Raw genomic sequence first — 20,601 nt, 5'->3', positions numbered from 1 at the left:
CGGCGGTGCGGCCGTTGCCGGTCAGTGCTCTCGGCGCCGGAAGTGCATCCGTACCACCGTGCCTTCCGCGCCCAGCCGTTCGGTGAGCAGGTCGCTCAACTGGCGTGCGGCCCACAGGCCATGGCCCCTCGCGGCGCGCGGATCGGGCGGGAGGTGCCCCAGGTAGGCCGCGTCCGGCGCCGGAACGGCGGGCCGCCCGCTCCCGGCGTCGGTCACCTCGCAGACGATCCAGTCGGAGTCGCACCACAGCCGCAGCACGCCCCGGCCGCCACCGAAGCGGACGGCGTTCACCACGGCCTCGTGCACGGCGGCGACCATGTCGCGGGCGCGGTCCTCGGCGACCCGGCAGCGCCGGGCGTACTCGGCGACGGCCAGCCGGACCGCCACCGACTCGCCCCGGGCGAAGGGGACCGCTCGGGCCGGTCCGGACGGTTCGGCCACGCCGGGTGCGGCGCGCGCGAGTTCGTCGCACGCGGCGTAGAAGTCGGCCGGGTCCGTGTACGCGCCCTCGGTGACCGGGCCACCGGGGCCGGATGCCACCTCGGGGTGAGTGCGGCGGGCAGCGGTGAGCACGTCGTCGGGGAGGGCGCGGGCGTCGTAGGGGCACACGATCCAGTGGTCCGACTCCGCGAACGCCACGTTGATCAGCGACTCGTACCGCTGCCACTCCCTGGTCTCGACGGCCGTGCGCCCCGTCCAGACCGGCTCGCCGATGACGCGGACACGCCGGGCGCCGCCCTCGTCGTGGTCCGCGCAGTAGTCGTTGTACCGGCCCAGGGTGCGCGACGGGAAGTGGTACCAGTCCAGGGCGTCGACGAAGTCGACCTCCCCTGCGGCCCTGCCGAGCGCGTCCCGCAGCAGCGTGATGTTGTCCCGGCCGACGACGGCGAGCACCGCGTCGCCCGCCGTGAGACCGTCCCGGACGAAGCCGACCGTGCCGGACAGGAACTCGTCGTCCGAGGCGTAGCACAGCGCCTGGTGGACGAAGCCGGTGCGTGTCATGAATCCTCGCGTCCCTTTCCCATGTCCAGGCCGGGGACGCGGTCCCAGCCGGTGACCCGCATGATCCTGCGCACATGCGGGGCGACGCCGTCCAGGACCAGGGCGCCGCCCATCGCGTACAGGCCGAACCCGGTGAAGACCAGCAGCCGTAGCGCGCACACGTCGATGAAGGTGAGGCCGCGGAGGTCGAGCCGGGTGCGGTGCGGGTCGTCCGGCCGCTCGGTGGCGCGCTCGGTCTCGGCGCGCAGGGCGCGGGCCACCGCGGTGACGTTGCTGTCGTCGATCTCGCCGCACAGGGCGAGGCCCGGGGGCGTGAACGTCCTTGTGATGCGGAGCAGTTCGTCCTGCCAGACGTCGTCGGCGACCGCTTGGCCGTGGTGCAGGGCGTCGAGCGCGGCCAGTTGGCCGGGGTCGACGAGGCGGTGGTCGTACAGGCACAGGCCGAGCACGGGCAGCGTCGCGAAGACCGAGTCGAGCAGCCGCTCGGTCTCGCGGATCCCCTCGGTCCGGCCCGCGCCGGGGTCCGGCGTCACCTCGCAGGCGATCCGCAGCCCCAGGAAGCCGTCGGCCAATGCCTCCCGTGTCTCGTGGCGCACCAGTTCTGCGACGCCCCGCGCTCCTCCCCCGGCGGCGTCCGGCCGGGAGCGCGCCTTCAGTCTGCCCGCGGCCAGTGCGCCCGCCACGTCGCACCCCTCGCGCCGCAGAGCCCCGAGCAGAGCTTTTGAGGACGCCCCTTCCGACGTCAGGAGCAGTCCACGCTGGCCGCAGGCCAGGCCGTCCACGAGGAACGCGCCGAGCACCGCCGCGCGTTCCTCGTCCGTGTGGTAGCCGAGGAAGAGATGATCCCCCGGCCGCATCTGCCCCACGGCCCGCAGGGCAGGCGCCGCGTCCATCCTCACGTACCCCCTCCGCACAACGTCCGCCGCATCGCTACCCGTTGTGGCTGGACGATTACACGGTACGCATACGCGGGGCCCTGCGGAACGGAGTTGGGGAGCGGCGACAGGCCGGTGCGGGGAGGAGCACGGCGGTTTTCGGTCGGCGGAAAACCATTTGCGGCGCTTCGTAGGCTGCGGGCATGTCTACGTCACTGTGTCTGCGGGAAATCACTCCCGGAAACTTCGAGTCCGCGATCGGCCTGCGGGTCCGCCCCGACCAGGAACATTTGGTGGCACCGGTGGTGAAGTCGCTGGCCGAGGCGTACGTCCATCCCGGTGTCGCGTGGCCCCGGCTCATCTGTGACGGGGACGAGGTCGTCGGCTTCCTCATGGCCTTCTTCGACATCGAGTGGAGCGGGACCGGCCAGGGCACGGACTTCCGCTCCGGTCTCTGGCGCCTCAACGTCGCGGCCGAGAAGCAGGGGCGGGGCTGCGGGCGCTTCGCGGTGGAGTCCGTGGCCACCGAGATCCGGCGCCGGGGCGGCACGCGCCTGACGACCACCTGGCATCCGGGGAGCGACGGCCCGGAGGGCTTCTACCTGACGCTCGGCTTCCGGCCGACCGGGGAGACCAGCGGGGGTCAGACGGTGGGGGCGCTGGAGCTGGTCTGAGCGGCCGACGCCGTACGCTCCGCGCCCCCTGTCAGGTGTCAGCCGAGGTAGTCCGCACGCCCTTCGTCGTCGAGTTCGAAGGGCCCCTCGGGGATGATGCAGAACTCGTTGCCCTCGGGGTCGGCCATCACCAGGAACCCGCCGTCGTCGTACCCCTGAAGCCTGCGTCCGCCGAGCGTCTCCACCCGCCGTTGCTCGGCGGCGGGATCGGGCGATTCGAGGTCGAAGTGCATGCGGTTCTTGCCGGGATCGGGCGCGTCGTTCCGCTGGATCCCCATGCCGAGGCCGTTCTCACGGCGGAGCCATACGTACGGTCCGGTGCGGCCGACGATCGGCCTGCCGAGCAGCTCGGACCAGAACGCGGCGAGCCGCTCGGGGTCCTTGGCGTCGAGGATGAGGGCGTTGATCTGCATGACTGTTCCTTTCAGGGACGTGCGGCCGGCGCTCGTATCGCTCCGGTCCGGGCCTTCGCGAAAACCCGTTGGCGGGCCGCGGCGGCCACTGCTACTTTTCCCAGGCCGTGCGAGACAACGAGGAGGTGGTACCCGTGAACGCAGAATCGACATGGGTGCTCCCCTCCGGGGTCACGGTCGGACGGCAGGTCGTCCGGGAGCGCCGCTGTGAGCACTCCCGAAAGGCACGACCATGCACTTCACTTCCGAAAAGCGCCTCGACGACGGCGTCGTAGAGCGCGAATTCACCCTCGGCGAGATCCCCGGCACCCTGTGGACGCCCGGACGCGCACCTGCCCCGCTGGTCCTGATGGCCCACAACAACGGTCTGCCCAAGGCGGAGCCCCGACTGGTGGCCAGGGCCAGGTACACGGCGGCGCGCGGGTACGCGGTGGCCACCATCGACGCCGCCGGGTGCGGTGACCGTCCGCGTTCCCCCGCCGCCGAGCAAGCCCGTGCGGACCTCCGGCGGGCGATGCGGGCCGGCGAGCCGGTCGACGAGATCTTCGAGTCCCTGATCGGCCCGCTGGTCGAGAACGCGGTCCCGGAATGGCGGACCACTCTGGACGCCCTGCTCGAACTGCCCGGGATCAGCGGGCCGGTCGGGTACTCCGGAGGGTGGACCGCCCTCGGCATCCGCCTGGCGGTCACAGAGCCGCGCATCGCGGCGGCGGGCTTCTTCGCCGGAGGGTACGTTCCCCTTGCCCAGCGCGAGGAGGCCCGCCAGGTCACCATTCCGCTGCTGTTCCTGCTGCAGTGGGACGACGAGGGGAACCCCCGGCAGCGGGCCCTGGACCTGTTCGACGCCTTCGGCAGCGAGCAGAAGACGCTGCACGCCAATCTGGGCGGCCACACCGGCACCCCGGAGTTCGAGCTGGAGGACGGGTGCCGGTTCCTGGACCGGCACCTGAAGTGAGACCGGACCGGCCCACCGGCGGCGGACGGTAGGCGGTAGGCGGTAGGCGGTAGGCGGTGTCCCGGCCCCACTTCAGGGCCGGGACACCGTCAGGCCACCGCTCTGGCCCGCGACGCGTTGCCGGGCCTGTCGTGGTGGATCGGCGTCCGCGCCCCGGTCAACGGGTGGCCTGTGCCGCCCTGGCGCGTCGCGACGATCTCCGCCGCGATGGACAGGGCGGTCTCCTCGGGCGTGCGGGCCCCGAGGTCGAGGCCGATCGGCGAGCGCAGCCGGGCCAGTTCGTCCTCGGTGACGCCTTCCTCGCGCAGCCTGCGGTTGCGGTCCTCGTGCGTGCGGCGCGATCCCATCGCGCCGACGAACGCGACGGGCAGCCGCAGCGCCGCCGCGAGCAGCGGCACGTCGAACTTGGCGTCGTGGGTGAGGACGCACAGGACGGTGCGGCCGTCCGTCTCCGTCTCGCTGAGATAGCGGTGCGGCCACTCGACCACGACCTCGTCGGCCTCCGCGAAGCGGGCCCGGGTGGCGAAGACGGGGCGGGCGTCGCAGACCGTCACGTGGTAGCCGAGGAACTTGCCCGCGCGGACCAGGGCCGCCGCGAAGTCGACGGCACCGAAGACGATCATGCGGGGCGGCGGCACGCTCGACTCGACGAGGACCGTCACCTCGCTTCCGCAGTGCGCGCCGCTCTCGGAGACGACGAACTCCCCGGTGCGGCCGGCCGCCAGCAGGGCGCGGCTCTCCCCCACCGCGGTGCGGTCCAGCTCCGGGTGGCCGCCCAGCGTCCCTTCGTACGTTCCGCTCCGCCGCTCTCCGTCCGATCCTGCGGGGGCCACCAGGAGCGGCCTGCCGAGCAGTTCGGCCGGGCCCCTGAAGACCCGGGCCAGGGCCGTCGCCCCGCCGCGGGCGGCGGTGGAAAGGGCGGCGGCGAACACCGCCCTGTCCGGTGCGTCCGCGGCCACCGGGGCGACCAGGACCTCGATGGTTCCGCCGCAGGTCAGCCCGACGGCGAAGGCGTCCTCGTCGCTGTAGCCGAACCGCTCGACGGTGGCTTCGCCGTCCTGGAGGGCCTGGACGCACAGGTCGTAGACCGCCGCTTCCACGCAGCCGCCGGAGACCGAGCCGATGACGGTGCCGCCGCCGTCGACGGCCATGGCGGCGCCGGGACCGCGCGGTGCGCTGCCGCCGACGCTCACGACGGTCGCGACGGCGAAGTCCCGGCCCCCCCTGATCCACCGGTCCAGGTCGGCGGCGATGTCAAGCACGGGTGTCGTCCCCGGGCCCGGTCAGCGGCCGCAGGACGCGGTCGGGGCGGATGGGCAGGGAGCGGTGGCGCACACCCGTCGCGTGCCAGACCGCGTTGGCGACGGCCGCCGCTGCGCCCACGATGCCGATCTCCCCGATGCCCTTGATGCCGACCGGGTCGTCGTCGTCCGGGTCGGCCACCCAGTCCGCCTCGATGTGCGGCACGTCGGCGTGGGTGGCGACGTGGTAGCCCGCGAGGTCGGGGCCGACGAGCCCGCCCGACGCGGCGTCCCTGACCGCCTCCTCGTGCAGCGCCATCGACAGGCCCCAGGTCATGCCGCCGATCAGCTGGCTGCGGGCGGTCAGCGGGTTGACGATCCGGCCCGCGGCGAAGATGCCGAGCATGCGCCGCACCCGTACCTCGCCGCTGGTGACGTCCACGGCTACCTCGGCGAACTGCGCGCCGAAGGAGTGCCGCTCCTTCTGGGTGAGCGCGCCGATGGCCTCGCTGGTGTCGGAGCGCGCGGTGATGCCCTCTGCCGGGATCTCCCCGCCGGGGACCAGCTTCTCCCGCAGCTCGCGGACCGCGAGGTTGATCGCCCAGCCCCAGGAGCGGGTGCCCATGGAGCCGCCCGCGATCATCGCGGGACCGAAGTCGCTGTCCGCGATCCGCACGTGCACGCGCTCCGGCGGCACTTCCAGGGCGTCCGCGGCGATCAGGGTGAGGGCGGTCCGTGCGCCGGTGCCGACGTCCGCCGCGGTGATGCGCACGGTGAAGGTGCCGTCGGCCTCCGCCGTCACCGCGGCCGTGCTCGGGGCGACGAGCACCGGGAACGTGGCGGCGGCCATGCCGGTGCCGAGCAGCCAGCGCCCTTCGCGGCGCAGCCCCGGCCGCGGGTCGCGGTCCGCCCAGCCGAACCTGCGGGCGCCCTCCTCGTAGCACGCCGTCAGGTTGCGGCTGCTGAACGGCAGGCCGGAGACGGGGCCCGTCTCGGGTTCGTTGCGGACCCGCAGCGCGATGGGGTCCATGCCGCACTTCTCGGCGAGTTCGTCGAGCGCGGACTCCACCGCGAAGGAGCCGGGCGCCTCGCCGGGAGCCCGCACATAGGTCGGGGTCGGCACGTCGAGGCGTACGACGCGGTTGACGGTGTGGTGCGCGTCGGCCCCGTACATCGGGCGGGCGAATCCGGCACTCGTCTCGACGAACTCGTGGACGGTGGACGACAGGCTCTGCCCTTGGTGGTCGAAGGCGCGCAGCCGGCCGTCCGGGTCGGCGCCGAGCCGGACGCGCTGCGTGGTGGGGCTGCGGTAGCCGACGAGCGAGAACATCTGCCGACGGGTCATGACGACGCGGACCGGCCGGTCGAGCGCGGTCGCCGCCATGGCGGCGGCGACCTGGTGGGCCCGCAGCCCCTTGGACCCGAAAGCTCCACCGACGTGCTCGGACCGCACCCGCACCGAGGCGGGGTCGAGGGAGAACAGCTTCGACAGCTCGTCGGCGACCCAGGTGCTGCCCTGGTTGGAGTCGGCCACTTCCAGGCGCCCGCCCTCCCAGCGCGCCATCGCCGCGTGCGGCTCCATCGACGCGTGGTGTTCCTCGGGCGTGGTGTACTCGGCGTCCACCAGGTGGGTGGACGCGGCGAGCTGGGCCTCCAGGTCGCCCTTCTCCGTACGCATCCCGTCGCCGTCCGGTGTGTACGTGCCCGGACGTCCCGCGGAGAAGTCGACGTCGTGCGGTTCCTGGTCGTACTGGACCACCAGCGCGTCGGCGGCTGCTCTGGCCTGCTCGGACGTCTCGGCGACGACCAGCGCCACCGGCCAGCCCACGAAGGGAACCCGGTCGTGCTGGAAGAGTCCGATGAGCGGGTCGGGCTTCCCCAGCATGCCCACGTAGTCCGCGTCGACGCGCGGCGCGTTCCCGTGGTGCAGCACGGCGAGGACGCCGGGCATCGCGAGGACGGCGGCGTCGTCGACCGAGTGGACCCGGCCGCGGGCGATCGTGGACAGCACGAGCCAGCCGTGGGCGAGGTCGGCGAAGGGGATCTCGCCGGCGTAGCGGGCGGCGCCGGTGACCTTCTCGCGGCCCTCGACGCGGGAGTGCGCGGTGCCGACGGCGCCCGTCACCGCGGTGGTTGCGGTGGTCGTGGTCATCGGGTGGCCTCCTCGGTGAGTTCGGTCAGCAGGGCCACGACGAGGTTGCGGATCAGCGTCACCTTGTAGCCGTTGCCGGGCAGCGCGCGGGCGGCCGCCAGTTCGGCGTCGGCCGCGGCGGCGAAGGCTGCGGCGCTCGCCGGGCCGCCGGTCAGCGCCTGCTCGGCGGCCCGGGCCCGCCACGGCCGCGAGGCGACCGCGCCGATGCCGATGCGTACGTCCCGTACGACTGAGTCGTGTACGTCGAGGGCCGCCGCGATCGAGCCGATGGCGAAGGCGTAGGAGGCGCGCTCACGCACCTTGCGGTAGCGGGAGAGCGCCGCGACGGGGGCGGGCGGCAGGCTCACACCGGTGATCAGCGCGCCGGACGGCAGCGCGGTCTCCAGGTGCGGGGTGTCGCCCACGGGCAGGTAGAACTCGGCGATCGGCAGTTCGCCGGGGCCGTCCGCCGTCTCGTAGTGGATGACGGCGTCGAAGGCGGCCAGCGCCACCCCCATGTCGGAGGGGTGGATCGCCACGCAGTGCTCGGTGGCGCCGAGGATCGCGTGGTTGTGGTGCTCGCCCTCGACGGCGGAGCAGCCGGTGCCGGGCTCGCGCTTGTTGCAGGGCCTCGCCAGGTCCGTGAAGTAGCCGCAGCGGGTGCGCTGCAGGAGGTTGCCGCCGACCGTCGCCATGTTGCGCAGCTGGCCGGAGGCGCCCGCGAGGACCGCCTGGGAGAGCGCCGGGTAACGGCGGCGCACCTCGGGGTGGGCGGCGAGGTCGCTGTTGGTGACGGTCGCGCCGATGCGCAGCCCGCCGTCGGCGGTCGTCTCGATCCGGTCCAGGGGCAGTTCGCGTACGTCGACGAGGAGCGCGGGCCGCTCCACGCCGCTCTTCATCAGGTCGACGAGGTTGGTGCCACCGCCGAGGTAGCGGGCCTCGGGGTCGGCGCCGAGCACGGCCACCGCGCCCGGCACGTCGTACACCCGCTGATAGCCGAAGTCCCTCATACCGCTTCCTCCTCGGCGCGCGCCGCCTTCGCGACGGCCTGCACGATCGACACGTACGCGCCGCAGCGGCACAGGTTGCCGCTCATCCGCTCGCGGATCTCCTCGGCGGTGAGCTCGGGCACGCCCGCCTCGGGCCGTACGTCGGTGGTGGCGGCGCTGGGCCAGCCGTCGGCGTGCTCCTGGAGTGCGCCGAGGGCGGAACAGATCTGCCCCGGCGTGCAGTAGCCGCACTGGAAACCGTCGAGGTCGAGGAAGGCCTGCTGCACGGGGTGCAGCCGGTCGCCGTCCGCGACGCCCTCGATGGTGGTGATCTCACGTCCCTCGGCGGCGACCGCGAGCTGCAGACAGGAGACGGCGCGTCGGCCGTCGATCAGCACTGTGCAGGCCCCGCACTGGCCTTGGTCACAGCCCTTCTTGGTGCCGGTCAGATCGAGCCGCTCACGCAGTGCGTCGAGCAGCGTGGTGCGGTGGTCGACGGACAGTGTGTGCTTCTCACCGTTGATGTTCAGGGTGACGGCACTGGACGTCGATGGAGCCATGAGCAGCCTTCTTTCGCGAATCGCGTCGAACGAGGCGGTCCCGGCGGGGAGTTCGGGAGAGGGTGGCGCTGAACTGGGACGGGGGCGCCCCGCCGCTTCGACGGCAGGGGTCCCCGGCGGCCGCGGCTGCCGCTATGGTGACCTCAAGCGGACAGATGTCCGCTAGTGGTTGAACCTAGCGGACAGTTGTCCGCTCAGCAAGGCTCAACCGGGCCGTGGTGCGCGGAAGGGGAAGGAGAGCCCATGGGGCAGCACAAGAACCAGCCCTTGCGCTCGGACGCGCAACGCAACCGCGAGCGGATCCTCGAGGTGGCCCTGGAGGAGCTGACGCGGGCGAGCGACGCGCCGCTCAGCGTGATCGCGAAGAAGGCGGGCGTAGGCCAGGGCACGTTCTACCGCAACTTTCCCAACCGCGAGACGCTCGTCCTCGAGGTGTACCGCTACGAGGTCCAGCATGTCTGCGACGCCGCCTGCCAGTTGCTGGCGAGCCGGCCCCCCGACCGGGCGCTGCGGGAGTGGATGGACCGGCTCGTCCGGTTCGGGATGGCCAAGGCCGGTCTGGCCGACGCCATACGCAAGGCCACCAGCGCGCTCGGCAGCCTGGCCGGAGTGGGTCCCGGCCCACTGACCGAGGCCGTCGCGCACCTGCTGCGGGCGAACGAGGAGGCCGGCACCATCCGGCCGGGAGTCACCCCCGACGACTTCCTGCTCGCCATCGCCGGCCTCTGGCAGATCGACCCGCGCAGCGACTGGGAGTCCCGGGCCGGCCGCCTCATGGACCTCGTCATGGACGGGCTGCGGGCCGGCGCGCCCGGACGCTGAGCGCGGAGGTTGGAAACCGCCGTCCGATCGGTCTACGGTCGAAAGATCGCTGCACACGATCCGACCCGTTCCGGAGAGTACCCATGTCGAAGATCCTGTTCGTGGTGACCGGCGCCGACCACTGGACGCTGGCCGACGGAACCCGCCACCCGACCGGCTTCTGGGCCGAGGAGGCCGTCGCCCCGTACGAGGCGTTCAAGGCCGCGGGCCACGAGATCGTCGTCGCCACCCCCGGCGGTGTCGTCCCCACGGTCGACCGCGGCTCCCTCGCGCCCGAGGTCAACGGCGGCCAGGAGGGCGCCGACAGGGTGGAGGCCTCGCTCGCCGCGTTCACCGAGCTCCAGGGACCCGTCAAGATCGCGGAGGTGGACCTCGACGACTACGCCGCCGTCTTCTACCCCGGCGGCCACGGCCCCATGGAGGACCTCGCCGTCGACGCCGACTCCGGCCGCCTGCTCACCCGCGCCCTGGAGACGGGCAAGCCGCTCGGCATCGTCTGCCACGCCCCGGCCGCGCTCCTGGCCGCCGCGAAGGCCGACGGCACCCCGGCCTTCGCGGGGTACCGCCTGACGGGCTTCACCAACGCCGAGGAGGCCCAGGCGGGCTTCGCCGACCGCGCCGAGTGGCTGCTCCAGGACCGCCTGGTGCGGGGCGGCGCCGACTTCCGGGAGGGCGAGCCGTGGGCCCCGCACGTGATCGTTGACCGCAACCTGGTCACTGGCCAGAACCCGGCGTCCTCCGCCCCGCTCGCCGCCGAACTGCTCAAGAAGCTGGACTGATCACTGCTGGGCGCCGAAGGCCACCGCGCCGTAGTGGGCGCGGGGGCTGCTCGTCGCGAGGGCCCAGTAGCGGTCGCCGTAGGACCAGTGCCACCACTCGGTCGGGTAGTTGACGAGGCCCGCCGTGGCCAGGGCCGCGGTGAGGGTGCGGCGGTTGCGGCGGGCCTCGGCGCAGATGCGGTCGGTGTCGGTGTAGCAGGCGCCGTCGCTCTCCTCAGGACCGGCGTTCACCGGTGTGCCCAGGTCCAGTTCGGTGCCGCTCGTGGTGCACAGGGTGACGTCGACGGCGGCGCCCGCGACGTGCGGGGCGACCTCGGGCGGCGAGAGGGAGCGGCTCGTCTGGCGGTGGAGGTGGCCTTCCGCCCAGTGCGGGTGGCTCCGTCTGAGTTCGGCGGCGTACTCCTCGAAGTACTTGATCTGCAGGTCGAGGGGCCGGTAGCCCTCGGTGACCAGCAGGCGCAGGCCTTCGGGCAGCAGCCGCGCGGCGCGGGCCAGCCGCCAGACGACGCCTTCGCGCAGCTGGGCGTAGGCACCGGCCGGGTCGGCGAGGCGGCCGTCGACATCCACGAAGGGCAGGTGGCGCAGGTCGACGAGGCCTTCGCCGCAGTCGTCGACGGGGATGTCGACGACCCGGGGGTCGCTCATGAGGATGATCGGCGGCATGCTCGGGCCCTTCGGGACGGACGTCTTCCTGGCAGCGAAGGGGGACACACGTCCGGGGGCGGGCTGCAGCCCGCCCCCGGAAGTCCCCCGGCCGTGCGGTGGCGCCACGCGACAGACGGCCCATACGCCCGACTGCTCGGTCGTATGGGCCGCACGCGACAGTGGCCTCTCCCCCGTTAGATCCGCTGTCGCTGCCGGCCTCTGCGCCGCCGACACGTAGAGCCTGCCGCGGGTCGCTGCAATTCCTCTGCAAATCCGAGCCAAGTGCACTGCTGCCGCAGCGCGTTCAGATGCCGGGCTCGTGCCGTTCGCGGGCCTCGTACGCCGCGAAGACGCCCCGCGCCTCCGCCCGCAGCGCCGCAGCCTGCGCCGGTTCGCCCGCGGCCTCCCGCGCCGCGGCGAGATCGCGCAGGGTACGGGCGCGGGCCAGCGGCAGCTCCAGGGCCGCCCAGAGACCGGCCGCCGCGGTGAGCCGCCGCTCGGCCTCGTCGACGCGCCCGGCGGCCAGCTCGCATTCGCCGAGCGTGCGCAGCGCGAGCGCCTCGCCGAAGCGGTCGCGGTGGGCGCGGCAGGTCTCGAGTACGCCACGCAGCTCCGCGGCCGCCTCGGCCGAACGCCCCAGCCGCATCCGGCACTTGGCCCGCGCCTGCACCGCGTACGCCGACATCAGCGGGTCCCCGAGGGCGGCGAGGAGGGCCACGGAGCGGTCGGCGAGCCGCTCGCCCTCGGCGTAGGCGCCGAGCGAGCGGTGCACCAGGCTCAGCGACCGCAGCGTGAGCGCCTCACCGCGGCGGCTGCCGAGCCTGCGGTAGGCGCGCAGGGACTCGTCGAGGAGCGTGAAGGCGGCGTCGTGCGCGCCGAGTTCGAGGTGGACGGTGCCCGCGAAACGGCAGGAAAGACCGAGCCCCGGGTCGTCGTGCAGCCCGCGGAAGCCCTCGACGGCGCGCCCCAGCACGTCAAGGGCGGCGCGCAGCCGTCCCGCCTCGCGCAGGGCGCTGCCGAGTCCGGCGAGGGCGGCGGCCCGGCCGCGCGCGTCGCCGAGGTCGGCGCAGATGGCGGCCGCCTGCCGGAAGTAGTCCTGCGATTCGTTGAACCTGTCCTGTTCGTAGCGGAGTTGGCCGAGACCGATGAGCAGCAGGGCCTCGCCCGAGCGGTCCTCGGCGCGGCGGGCCGCGGCCAGCGCCGCGTCGTGGCTGCGCCACCAGGCTTCGAAGCGGTTCCCGACGGCGTACGCGGAGGAGCACAGGGCGGCGGCGGCCTCGCAGGCCAGGGTGTGCAGGTCATAGGCGGCTGCCCGCTCCACGGCGGCGGCGAACGCGTCGGCCTCGGCCTCGAACCACGCCGCGGGGTCGGCGAGCGCCCGCCGGGTGGCCTCGGGCCCGGCCGGCCGCACGAGGCGGTGCAGGGCGCCGGGCGTCGCGCGGAGCGGACCGGAGGAGTCGAGGAAGCCCCGGTGCAGTTCGACCGCTCCGGACGGCGTGGCGGAGGCGACGCGGCCGGTGAGCCAGAGGCCGGCGCCGAGGGCCCGGCCGACGGCGGCGGCGCGTTCGGCGGGGGTGTCCTCGGCCTCGGCGCGTTCGGCCGCGTAGACGCGTACGAGATCGTGCGGCCGGTAGCGCGGCTGGTCCGCGCGGTCCACCAGGCTGCAGTGCAGCAGTTGGGCGTCGATGAGCTGCTCCACCACCCGTTCCGCCTCGCTCTCGGGCGCGTCGAGGAGCGCGGCGACCACCCAGGACGCGACGTCGGGCGCGGCGAGCAGGCCGAGGCGGCGCAGGGCGGTGCGGGCCGGGGCGTCCAGCGCGCGGTAGCTCAGGCCGAGGCCGGCCCGGACCTCCAGGTCACCGACGGAGAGCTCGTCCAGACGATGGCGCTCGTCGGCCAGCCGTTCGGCGAGCGTCCGTGCCGACCAGTGGCGGCGTGTCGCGAGGCGGGCCCCGGCGATGCGCAGGGCGAGGGGGAGCCCGCCGCACAGCTCCACGATGCGGCGGGCCGCCTCGGGGTCGTCGCGCACCCGCTCCGCGCCCGCGACCCGGGCGAGCAGGTCGGTCCCCGGCTCCGTGTCGAACACGTCGAGGTCGGTGCGGTGGGTGCAGGGCAGGGCGCCGAGGCGGGCGCGGGCGGTGATCAGCACCCCGCACGTGGCGCTTCCCGGGAGCAGCGGCCGCACCTGGGACTCGCTGCCCGCGTCGTCGAGGACGAGCAGGACGCGGCGCCCCGCGACGAGGCTGCGGAAGAGGTCCCTGCGCTCGGCGTCCCCCTCCGGCGGGTCGGCTCCCAGGGCGCGCAGCAGGCGGCCGAGCACCTCGCCGGGCGCCACCGGGTCGGTGGCGCCCCGCAGTTCGGCGTAGAGCTGTCCGTCGGGGTACGCGTCTGCGGCCCGGTGCGCGGCCGTGACACCGAGGACGGACTTGCCGATGCCGCCAGGACCGGAGATCACGACGACGGGCATGGCCTGCCGCGCTCCCGGCGGGGTCAGGGCGGCGCGCACCTCGCTCAGCTGCGCCGCCCGGCCGGTGAAGTCGCCGATGGCGGCCGGCAGGAGGGCGGGCGCGGGCGGCGGCCGGGTGTGGCCCTGCGTGGCGTCGTCGCCGTTGTCGTGCGTGTGGGTGGTCGGCCGGGTCCGGGTCGCGGCGTCCGCGGAGGCCGGGGTGGCGTCGGCGGCGTGCTCGTGATCCGGACCGGGTGAGGGCGGCGGGCCGGCCGCGGGGGCCGGGGTGCGGGTGGCGGTCCGTACGCTGTCCGCGGCGGGCAGCAACGACGCGTCCGCCCGCAGGATCGCCTCGTGCATCGCCTGGATCCCCGGCCCCGGATCGAGCCCCAGCTCCTCGGCGAGTACGTCGCGCCCCTCCGCGTACACGGCGAGCGCGTCGGCCTGGCGGCCCAACCGGTAGAGGGCGAGCATCAGTTGGCCGCGCAGCCGTTCGCGGGTGGGGTGGGTGGCGACCAGGGCGGTGAGCTCGCCGACCAGCTCCGTCTCATGGCCGGTTCGCGCGAGATCGGCGGCGATCCGCTCCTCCAGGACCGCCTGCCGCGCCTCTTCGAGCTGATCGGCCGTGGCGCGCAGCGCCTCGCCGATGCCGCCGAGGGCGGGCCCGCGCCACAGGGCGAGGGCCGCGCCGAGCGACCGGGCCGCGGCGGCGTGGTCCCCGGCGGCCGCCGCCTGCCGCCCTTCCGCGGTGAGCCGCTGGAACGCGGCCCGGTCGACGAGGTCGGTGTCCGCGTGGATCAGGTAGCCCGGCGGCCGGGTCTCGATGACGTCGGCGGGCAGCGCGCGACGCAGTGCGGAGACGTACGACTGGATCAGGGATCTCGCCGTGTCCGGCGGGTTCTCGCCCCAGATCACGTCGATCAACGCCTCGGCGGAGACCACCCGCCCCGGCTCGAGGAGCAGGGCGGCGAGCAGGGCCCGGGGCTTGGGCCCGCCGAGCGCGAGGCGCCGGCCCGCGCGCCACGCTTCGACCGGCCCGAGCAGACGGAAGTGCATGTCCGTGTCCACGCCCAGCTCCATGGGTCCTGCCCCGCACCGCCCCCGCTCCGCGAACCTCACCTCCGGCCCGGACCCGCCGGGCCCGGCCGTGCCCGATCGACTGGTCATCCTACGTCGGTGCGGCCGCAACACGCGTGGGTACGCGGGGAATCAGGCCAGCTCGGCGATACGGCACGAAGCGGGCACGGCGCGGCGGCGGGACGGGGCGGGGCGCCGCAAGCGGAGGGGGCGTGCGCGTGGCCCGCCCGCTCCGTGCCGGACGAGACCGCGCGACGCCCCCGTACCCACCGGGACCCGTGGGCCCTACGCTTCGCTGGCCCTGAGCATGTCCTCGCGTTCGACGAGCTTCACGCGCTCGCGGCCCTGCGGCTCGCCGAGCGCCTTCTCCGCGGCGTCGAGGCGGTACCAGCCGTCCCACGTGGTGAAGCGGACGTTCCGTTCGCCGAGGAAGGCGTCGACGGCCTCGGGCTCGGGCGAGGCGGGGGTGAGCAGCCGCCCGTTCTCACGGTCGTCGAGAAGACTGGCGACCGTCTCGTTGGCGTCACCCTTGGTGTGGCCGATGAGGCCGACGGGGCCGCGTCGGATCCACCCGGTGACGTACGTCGACCGCAGGTGCTCGCCGCTCTCCTCGATCACCCGTCCCGCCTGGTCGGGGACCGTGCCGGACGCGATGTCCCAGGGCAGCTTGGGCAGTTCGTCGGAGAGGTAGCCGACGGCGCGGTAGACCGCTCCGAGGTCCCAGTCCTTGAACTCGCCGGTGCCCTTGACGTTGCCGGTGCCGTCGAGGCCGGTGCGCTCGGTGCGCAGGCCGACGACCTTGCCGTCCTCGCCGAGGATCTCGACCGGCGACTCGAAGAAGTGCAGGAACAGCTTGTGCGGCCGGTCGCCGATGTCGCGGATGGCCCAGTTCTCCAGGGTCTTGGCGACCATGTCGGCCTGCTTGTTGCCACGCCGGGTGGCGATCGACCCGTCGTCGTAGTCGATGTCCTCGGGGTCGACGATGACCTCGATGTTCGGGGAGTGGTCCAGCTCCCGCAGCTCCATCGGGCTGAACTTCGCCTGCGCGGGGCCGCGGCGGCCGAAGACGTGGACCTCCAGGGCCTTGTTGGCCTTGAGCCCGTCGTGGACGTTGGGCGGGATCTCGGTGGGCAGCAGTTCGTCGGCGGTCTTGGCGAGGATGCGCGCCACGTCGAGCGCGACGTTGCCGACGCCGAGGACGGCGACCTTCTCCGCCTCCAGCGGCCAGGTGCGCGGCACGTCCGGGTGGCCGTCGTACCAGGAGACGAAGTCGGCGGCGCCGTACGAGCCGTCGAGGTCGATGCCCGGTATGTCCAGCGCCCGGTCGGCCGTGGCACCCGTGGAGAAGATCACCGCGTCGTAGAAGGTGCGCAGGTCGTCCAGGCTGATGTCGCGCGGGTAGTCGACGTTGCCGAAGAGACGGATCTGGGGCTTGTCGAGCACCTGGTGCAGGGCGGTGATGATGCCCTTGATGCGCGGGTGGTCCGGGGCGACGCCGTAGCGGATGAGGCCGAAGGGCGCCGGCATCCGCTCGAAGAGGTCGATCGACACACCCGGCTCGACCGCCACTGCGGATTTGAGCAGCGCGTCGGCGGCGTAGATTCCGGCGGGGCCGGCTCCGACAATGGCTACCCGCAGAGGGCGAGGCATGTTCAGGTTCCCTTCGAGCGGTGATGGAGTGACTCAAGGGGAAGCCTAAGCTAAGGCAAGCCTAAGTAAGTAGGCGGGTCATCTTTATGACGTCATAAGCCAGCCTTATGGGTTCCCCAAGCGCTCCGTATCGGTCGCCCCCCGGAAAACGGTGCTGACAGATCGGGGCGGCACCGTTACGATCACCGCGATGACGACTCACTCTGTTGACAGATTGGGGGCCCCGTCCGCGCAAGGTGAGTGCTGATGCTCACTCAGATCGCGAACCGGGATTCCCGCCTCTCCAGCCGCCCCTACGGGCCCTTCCCACCTCACTCCCCCTTCTCGTTCTGGCCGTGCGTGCGGGAGTTCGCCGTACCGGCCTCCATGATCGAGACGGCGACCGCGCGCCGCCGCCTCGGCGACTGGGCCGGGGCATGCGCCGCCGCACGCGTCGACGTCGACTTCAGCCCACGCGTCGTCGCACGCACTCACGGCCGGGCCGTCGCGGCCCGGCTCCGGGCCGACCTCCGCCACTTGGCACCTGACCTGCTGCGCTGGCACATGCCGAGGATCGCTCCGGACGGTCTGCTGCGCCCGGGACTGACCATCGCCCTGGCCCGGTACGACACACCGGACCGGGTCGGCGTACGTCCGCTGCATCTCGTGGCCCGGACCCCGCCCGCCTGGGCCGATGCCGGGCAGCGGATCAGCCTCGCGGTGTGGGACGGCACCCGCGCCGACGCCGGGGCCGCGCGGCACCCGCACCCCCACCCGCATCGGCGTTTCCGCCTCGACCTGCACCGCCACCTGTGGGACGCACGCAGGACGGAGGAGTTGCGAACCCGGTCCGGGGCCGACCGGCCGGAGACTCCGGAGCGGGGGCCGACACAGGGGCTCCCCTGCGCGGTCGGCCGATGGGCGGCCGAGGCGGAGCTCCTCCTGCGTGCCGACGGACGGCCCCCAGGACCTGTCGTCGTGCGACTCGGCGCCGGGCGACGGCTGATCCTGGAGCTCGACGCCGACGGCGGCGAACCGTCCCGCGCGCCGCGGATCACGGTGACTCCTGCCGAAGGCGACGTATCCGCCCTGCCGGTGCTGCCCGACGCGGCGACCTGGGTGCCGCCCGATCTCGCGCTGATCCGCTCCGGCGCCTTCGGGGCCGACCGGCTGCATCCGCTGGTCGCGTCGGCGTTGGTACCGGAATTCACGCCGGTCGCGTCGCCGTCCGCGGCCACGGACACAGCCACCGGTGCGGCCACGAAGCGGACAGGGCGCGCCCGCCTCGTCGAGTGCCGGGGCGCCAAGCACCGCATCGCCCTGGTCGACGGAGCCCTCGCGCCGCTGGACCACGATCCGGCCGAGATCCGCAGGGAGGAGCTGCTGGCCGCGCTGACCGGCACACCACTCCCCTGCCTGCGGGTCATCGACGAGGCGCACCGCCGTCCTGACTGCCTCAGCGGCGTCCGCGAACGACTCGACCACGGCGACATCACCGGCGCCCTGGCCGTCGTGGAAGAGCTGCTCGGCCCCGACGCGCTGCTGCGCGAAGGACCGCTGCGGGACGCGCTGACGGAGGCCGCCGACCGGCGCGTCACCTACGGCCTGTACAGGGCCGGGCTCATCGACCCCGCTCGGGCCCCCGATCGGCCGAACCTGCGCGACCGCCGGACCCGGCCGCGCCGCTCTACCACGCACTGACCTCATAACGCTTACGGCGGCAGTCGGGGCCGGACTGCGACCGGTTCGCCCCTCGCCGCCCACCCACCCCTCAGCCGACACACACCCAAGGTGATCCCACATGCCCTCCCACGCCACGCCCGCTCTTGTCGACGCCCCCGACGACTTGGTCGACATCCCCAAGCACGCACCTCGACCCGACCAACTGGACGTCGCGAGCGCACTGTTGGGCCTGCTGCGCGACTCGACGACCGAACCCCGCCCGGACACCCAGTTGGAAGCCCTGACCCTCGCGGTCGCCGCCGACCTTCCCGTGCTTCTGTGGGGAGAACCGGGCATCGGGAAGACCGCGGCCCTCACCCAGCTCGCCGACGCCCTCGATCTGCCGCTGACCACCGTCATCGCCAGCGTGCACGAGCCGTCGGACTTCTCCGGCCTGCCCGTCGTCGGGGACGATCCGGCCGAGCACGGCGTCCCGATGGCCCCGCCGGACTGGGCCGTACGCCTGGTACGGGCCGGCCGCGGGCTGCTCTTCCTGGACGAGCTTTCCACCGCCCCGCCGGCCGTCCAGGCCGCCCTGCTCCGCCTGGTCCTCGAACGGCGCATCGGCGCCCTTCAACTGCCGCCCGGCGTACGGATCGTGGCCGCCGCCAACCCGCGCTCGTCGGCCGCCGACGGCTGGGAACTGAGCGCGCCGCTCGCCAACCGGTTCGTCCACCTGCGGTGGACCCACGACCACGACGTCGTCGTACGCGGACTCGGCGGCGTCTGGCCGCGGGCGACGCTGCCCCTGCTCGACCCGGCGAAGCTGCCGGAAGCCGTCGCGTTCGCCCGCCGCGCGGTGTGCGGGCTGCTGGCCGCCCGGCCGAAACTCGTCCACCAGATGCCCGGCAACGAGGCGCGCCGGGGCGGCGCCTGGCCCTCGCCCCGGAGCTGGGAGACGGCACTGCGCCTGATCGCCTTCGCCACCGCCGCGGACTCGTCCCGCGATGTGCTCTCCCTGCTCGTCAGGGGCGCCGTGGGAGACGGCCCGGGGCTGGAACTCCTTGCCGCTCTGGACCGGATGGACCTGCCCGACCCCGAGGATCTCCTCGCCGACCCGGCCGCCGCCGTCCTGCCCGAACGCGGCGATCTGCGCCAGGCCGTCCTCGACGCCGTGGTCGACGCGGTCCGGCACCGGCCGGACAAGGCCCGCTGGGACGCGGCGTGGGCGCTCCTTGTCCGGGCCGTGGAGACCGGGGCGCCGGACCTCGTCGTCGTCCCCGCGACCACCCTGGCCACGCTGCGGCGCGAGGACTGGGACGTCCCGGCCTCCATCGAACGGCTGACGGGAACGGTCTCGCTCTCCCTGCGGGCGGACCGCGCCGCGGCCCGTGCCGCCGCCAGGGCGGGCCGATGATCCCCGACGCGGAGCGGGCGCTGGACCTCGACAAGCTCTTCGCCGCCCGTCTGCAGGCGGCCCGCGCCCGGCCCTACCTGGCCACGGCCCTGTTCGCCCTGCACGCCGTCGCGTCCCGGCAGGTGCCGACGATGGCGGTCGACCGGTACTGGCGCTGCTACGTCTCACCGGCCTTCGTGGACCGGACACCCGTGGAAGAGCTGGCCGCGGTATGGGTGCACGAGGTCTCCCACCTGCTGCGCGACCACCACGGACGCAGTGACCGGGTGGCGCGCGAGCGCGGGCTCACCGGCGCCGCGGAACGGCTGCGGATGAACATCGCCGCGGACTGCGAGATCAACGACGACGCGTTCGGGGACGGCCTGGTACGGCCCGAAGGGGCCGTCGTGCCCGAGACGTTGGGGCTGGACGAGGGGGAGCTGATGGAGGACTACCTGCGTCAGTTCCGGCTCGGGCCCAGGACGCAGGGCATGGCCTGGCTGGACTGCGGCAGCGGCGCCGACGGCCGGGCGCGCGACTGGGACCGGGGGCCGGAAGGTGCCCACGGGCTCAGTGAGCAGGAACGGGACGCCGTGCGGTTCCGGGTGGCGCAGGGCATCACGGCCCGGCCCGGCAGTGCGCCCGGAGGATGGCGGCGGTGGGCGGAGGAGGCCTTCCATCCGCCGCAGCCGTGGCGGGAGTTGCTCGGCGCGGCCGTCCGCTCGGCGGCCTCCGGGCCCGGCGCGGGCGAGGACTACACCTACGGCCGCCCCGCGCGCCGCTCGGCCGGGGTGCCCGGCGTCGTCCTGCCGAGCCTGCGGCGCAGGCCGCCCCGGGTCTGCGTCGTCATCGACACATCCGGTTCGGTCAGCGACGCCGAACTGGGCAGTGCGCTGCTCGAAGTGGCCGCCATCTCGCGGGCGGTCGGCGGCCGGCGCGATCTGGTCGGCGTGCTGCCGTGCGACGCGGCCGCCGCGTCGGTGCACCGGCTGTGCCGGTCCGAGGGGATTCCCTTGACGGGCGGCGGGGGCACGGATCTGCGTGCGGGTTTCGCCAGGGCCCTGCGGGCGCGGCCTCGTCCCGATGTCATCGTGGTGCTGACCGACGGCCAGACCCCGTGGCCGGACGCGCCACCTCCGTGCCGGACGGTGGTGGGTCTCTTTCCCCGGCGGGCGGGCTCCGGGCGGGCGGACGAGGACGACCCCGACTACACGCCGGACACGCCGCCCGTCTGGGCCCGGGTGGTGGAGATCGGGTGACCGCCCCGCGGCGGAGCCGTGGGCGGGGCCGCGGCCGGGGGGGGGC

Annotated in this window: 17 protein-coding genes; 7 read left to right on the top strand and 10 right to left on the bottom strand. The window is 73.9% G+C overall.

Going from position 1 to position 20,601, the window contains the following annotated elements:
- Window positions 1–21 precede the first annotated feature (21 nt).
- Window positions 22–1,002, bottom strand: a complete 981-nt coding sequence (locus ACFVYR_RS08395) for an anti-sigma factor RsbA family regulatory protein (RefSeq protein ID WP_384253063.1) — start codon at window positions 1,000–1,002, stop codon at window positions 22–24.
- Complete coding sequence (locus tag ACFVYR_RS08390; protein WP_384253066.1) at window positions 999–1,895, bottom strand: MEDS domain-containing protein; 897 nt, start codon at window positions 1,893–1,895, stop codon at window positions 999–1,001. Before ACFVYR_RS08390 ends, ACFVYR_RS08395 begins: the two co-directional genes overlap by 4 nt.
- 185 nt (window positions 1,896–2,080) lie before the next feature.
- Here ACFVYR_RS08390 and ACFVYR_RS08385 point away from each other — a divergent pair, with 185 nt between their 5' ends.
- Window positions 2,081–2,551, top strand: a complete 471-nt coding sequence (locus ACFVYR_RS08385; protein WP_384253069.1) for a GNAT family N-acetyltransferase — start codon at window positions 2,081–2,083, stop codon at window positions 2,549–2,551.
- 38 nt (window positions 2,552–2,589) lie between these two features.
- Here the strand turns inward: ACFVYR_RS08385 and ACFVYR_RS08380 are convergent, their stop codons facing one another.
- Window positions 2,590–2,964, bottom strand: coding sequence for a VOC family protein (locus tag ACFVYR_RS08380; protein ID WP_384253071.1), 375 nt, complete (start codon window positions 2,962–2,964; stop codon window positions 2,590–2,592).
- Between the two features lie 232 nt (window positions 2,965–3,196).
- Here ACFVYR_RS08380 and ACFVYR_RS08375 point away from each other — a divergent pair, with 232 nt between their 5' ends.
- Complete coding sequence (locus tag ACFVYR_RS08375; protein ID WP_384253074.1) at window positions 3,197–3,919, top strand: dienelactone hydrolase family protein; 723 nt, start codon at window positions 3,197–3,199, stop codon at window positions 3,917–3,919.
- Between the two features lie 89 nt (window positions 3,920–4,008).
- On the opposite strand, the gene ACFVYR_RS08370 is transcribed toward ACFVYR_RS08375, so the two are convergent.
- From ACFVYR_RS08370 to ACFVYR_RS08355, 4 genes are read right to left on the bottom strand one after another with little or no spacing between them, the layout of a single operon-like run.
- On the bottom strand, window positions 4,009–5,181 hold the full coding sequence (locus tag ACFVYR_RS08370) for an XdhC family protein (protein WP_384253077.1): 1,173 nt from the start codon (window positions 5,179–5,181) through the stop codon (window positions 4,009–4,011).
- A complete protein-coding gene (locus ACFVYR_RS08365) occupies window positions 5,174–7,312 on the bottom strand; it encodes a xanthine dehydrogenase family protein molybdopterin-binding subunit (RefSeq protein WP_384253080.1) in 2,139 nt (712 codons plus the stop codon). Before ACFVYR_RS08365 ends, ACFVYR_RS08370 begins: the two co-directional genes overlap by 8 nt.
- On the bottom strand, window positions 7,309–8,301 hold the full coding sequence (locus ACFVYR_RS08360) for an FAD binding domain-containing protein (RefSeq protein WP_384253083.1): 993 nt from the start codon (window positions 8,299–8,301) through the stop codon (window positions 7,309–7,311). The genes ACFVYR_RS08365 and ACFVYR_RS08360 overlap by 4 nt, the downstream gene beginning before the upstream one ends.
- On the bottom strand, window positions 8,298–8,840 hold the full coding sequence (locus ACFVYR_RS08355) for a (2Fe-2S)-binding protein (protein ID WP_384253086.1): 543 nt from the start codon (window positions 8,838–8,840) through the stop codon (window positions 8,298–8,300). Before ACFVYR_RS08355 ends, ACFVYR_RS08360 begins: the two co-directional genes overlap by 4 nt.
- A gap of 243 nt (window positions 8,841–9,083) precedes the next feature.
- Here ACFVYR_RS08355 and ACFVYR_RS08350 point away from each other — a divergent pair, with 243 nt between their 5' ends.
- On the top strand, window positions 9,084–9,662 hold the full coding sequence (locus ACFVYR_RS08350) for a TetR/AcrR family transcriptional regulator (RefSeq protein ID WP_384253089.1): 579 nt from the start codon (window positions 9,084–9,086) through the stop codon (window positions 9,660–9,662).
- A gap of 83 nt (window positions 9,663–9,745) precedes the next feature.
- Window positions 9,746–10,441 carry a type 1 glutamine amidotransferase domain-containing protein gene (locus ACFVYR_RS08345; protein ID WP_384253092.1) on the top strand — a complete coding sequence of 232 codons (696 nt, stop codon included), beginning with the start codon at window positions 9,746–9,748 and terminating at the stop codon, window positions 10,439–10,441.
- On the opposite strand, the gene ACFVYR_RS08340 is transcribed toward ACFVYR_RS08345, so the two are convergent.
- From ACFVYR_RS08340 to ACFVYR_RS08330, 3 genes are all read right to left on the bottom strand, one after another.
- A complete protein-coding gene (locus ACFVYR_RS08340; protein ID WP_384253095.1) occupies window positions 10,442–11,104 on the bottom strand; it encodes a M15 family metallopeptidase in 663 nt (220 codons plus the stop codon).
- 286 nt (window positions 11,105–11,390) lie between these two features.
- Window positions 11,391–14,699 (bottom strand): BTAD domain-containing putative transcriptional regulator, encoded by a 3,309-nt coding sequence (locus tag ACFVYR_RS08335; RefSeq protein ID WP_384253098.1) that lies wholly within the window; start codon window positions 14,697–14,699, stop codon window positions 11,391–11,393.
- A gap of 195 nt (window positions 14,700–14,894) precedes the next feature.
- The gene (locus tag ACFVYR_RS08330) at window positions 14,895–16,259 is read right to left on the bottom strand and encodes an FAD-dependent oxidoreductase (protein WP_384253101.1); all 1,365 of its coding nucleotides are present in this window, start codon (window positions 16,257–16,259) and stop codon (window positions 14,895–14,897) included.
- A gap of 246 nt (window positions 16,260–16,505) precedes the next feature.
- Here ACFVYR_RS08330 and ACFVYR_RS08325 point away from each other — a divergent pair, with 246 nt between their 5' ends.
- From ACFVYR_RS08325 to ACFVYR_RS08315, 3 genes are all read left to right on the top strand, one after another.
- A complete protein-coding gene (locus tag ACFVYR_RS08325; protein ID WP_384253104.1) occupies window positions 16,506–17,939 on the top strand; it encodes a hypothetical protein in 1,434 nt (477 codons plus the stop codon).
- Window positions 17,940–18,039: 100 nt separating this feature from the next.
- Window positions 18,040–19,317, top strand: a complete 1,278-nt coding sequence (locus ACFVYR_RS08320; protein WP_384253107.1) for an AAA family ATPase — start codon at window positions 18,040–18,042, stop codon at window positions 19,315–19,317.
- The gene (locus ACFVYR_RS08315) at window positions 19,314–20,555 is read left to right on the top strand and encodes a VWA-like domain-containing protein (protein ID WP_384253110.1); all 1,242 of its coding nucleotides are present in this window, start codon (window positions 19,314–19,316) and stop codon (window positions 20,553–20,555) included. The genes ACFVYR_RS08320 and ACFVYR_RS08315 overlap by 4 nt, the downstream gene beginning before the upstream one ends.
- Window positions 20,556–20,601 lie beyond the last annotated feature (46 nt).

This window comes from Streptomyces sp. NPDC058284 (assembly GCF_042881135.1).
Classification (GTDB): domain Bacteria; phylum Actinomycetota; class Actinomycetes; order Streptomycetales; family Streptomycetaceae; genus Streptomyces.
Note: the sequence above shows the minus strand (reverse complement) of the source record. Positions and strands in the feature narration are given on the sequence as shown.

Bases quoted from the DNA above. Each gene is read 5' to 3' on its own strand.
- ACFVYR_RS08395 (WP_384253063.1), bottom strand. From the start codon at position 1,002: ATGACACGCACCGGCTTCGTCCACCAGGCGCTGTGCTACGCCTCGGAC.
- ACFVYR_RS08390 (WP_384253066.1), bottom strand. From the start codon at position 1,895: ATGGACGCGGCGCCTGCCCTGCGGGCCGTGGGGCAGATGCGGCCGGGG.
- ACFVYR_RS08385 (WP_384253069.1), top strand. From the start codon at position 2,081: ATGTCTACGTCACTGTGTCTGCGGGAAATCACTCCCGGAAACTTCGAG.
- ACFVYR_RS08380 (WP_384253071.1), bottom strand. From the start codon at position 2,964: ATGCAGATCAACGCCCTCATCCTCGACGCCAAGGACCCCGAGCGGCTC.
- ACFVYR_RS08375 (WP_384253074.1), top strand. From the start codon at position 3,197: ATGCACTTCACTTCCGAAAAGCGCCTCGACGACGGCGTCGTAGAGCGC.
- ACFVYR_RS08365 (WP_384253080.1), bottom strand. From the start codon at position 7,312: ATGACCACGACCACCGCAACCACCGCGGTGACGGGCGCCGTCGGCACC.
- ACFVYR_RS08360 (WP_384253083.1), bottom strand. From the start codon at position 8,301: ATGAGGGACTTCGGCTATCAGCGGGTGTACGACGTGCCGGGCGCGGTG.
- ACFVYR_RS08355 (WP_384253086.1), bottom strand. From the start codon at position 8,840: ATGGCTCCATCGACGTCCAGTGCCGTCACCCTGAACATCAACGGTGAG.
- ACFVYR_RS08350 (WP_384253089.1), top strand. From the start codon at position 9,084: ATGGGGCAGCACAAGAACCAGCCCTTGCGCTCGGACGCGCAACGCAAC.
- ACFVYR_RS08345 (WP_384253092.1), top strand. From the start codon at position 9,746: ATGTCGAAGATCCTGTTCGTGGTGACCGGCGCCGACCACTGGACGCTG.
- ACFVYR_RS08340 (WP_384253095.1), bottom strand. From the start codon at position 11,104: ATGCCGCCGATCATCCTCATGAGCGACCCCCGGGTCGTCGACATCCCC.
- ACFVYR_RS08335 (WP_384253098.1), bottom strand. From the start codon at position 14,699: ATGACCAGTCGATCGGGCACGGCCGGGCCCGGCGGGTCCGGGCCGGAG.
- ACFVYR_RS08330 (WP_384253101.1), bottom strand. From the start codon at position 16,259: ATGCCTCGCCCTCTGCGGGTAGCCATTGTCGGAGCCGGCCCCGCCGGA.
- ACFVYR_RS08325 (WP_384253104.1), top strand. From the start codon at position 16,506: ATGCTCACTCAGATCGCGAACCGGGATTCCCGCCTCTCCAGCCGCCCC.
- ACFVYR_RS08320 (WP_384253107.1), top strand. From the start codon at position 18,040: ATGCCCTCCCACGCCACGCCCGCTCTTGTCGACGCCCCCGACGACTTG.
- ACFVYR_RS08315 (WP_384253110.1), top strand. From the start codon at position 19,314: ATGATCCCCGACGCGGAGCGGGCGCTGGACCTCGACAAGCTCTTCGCC.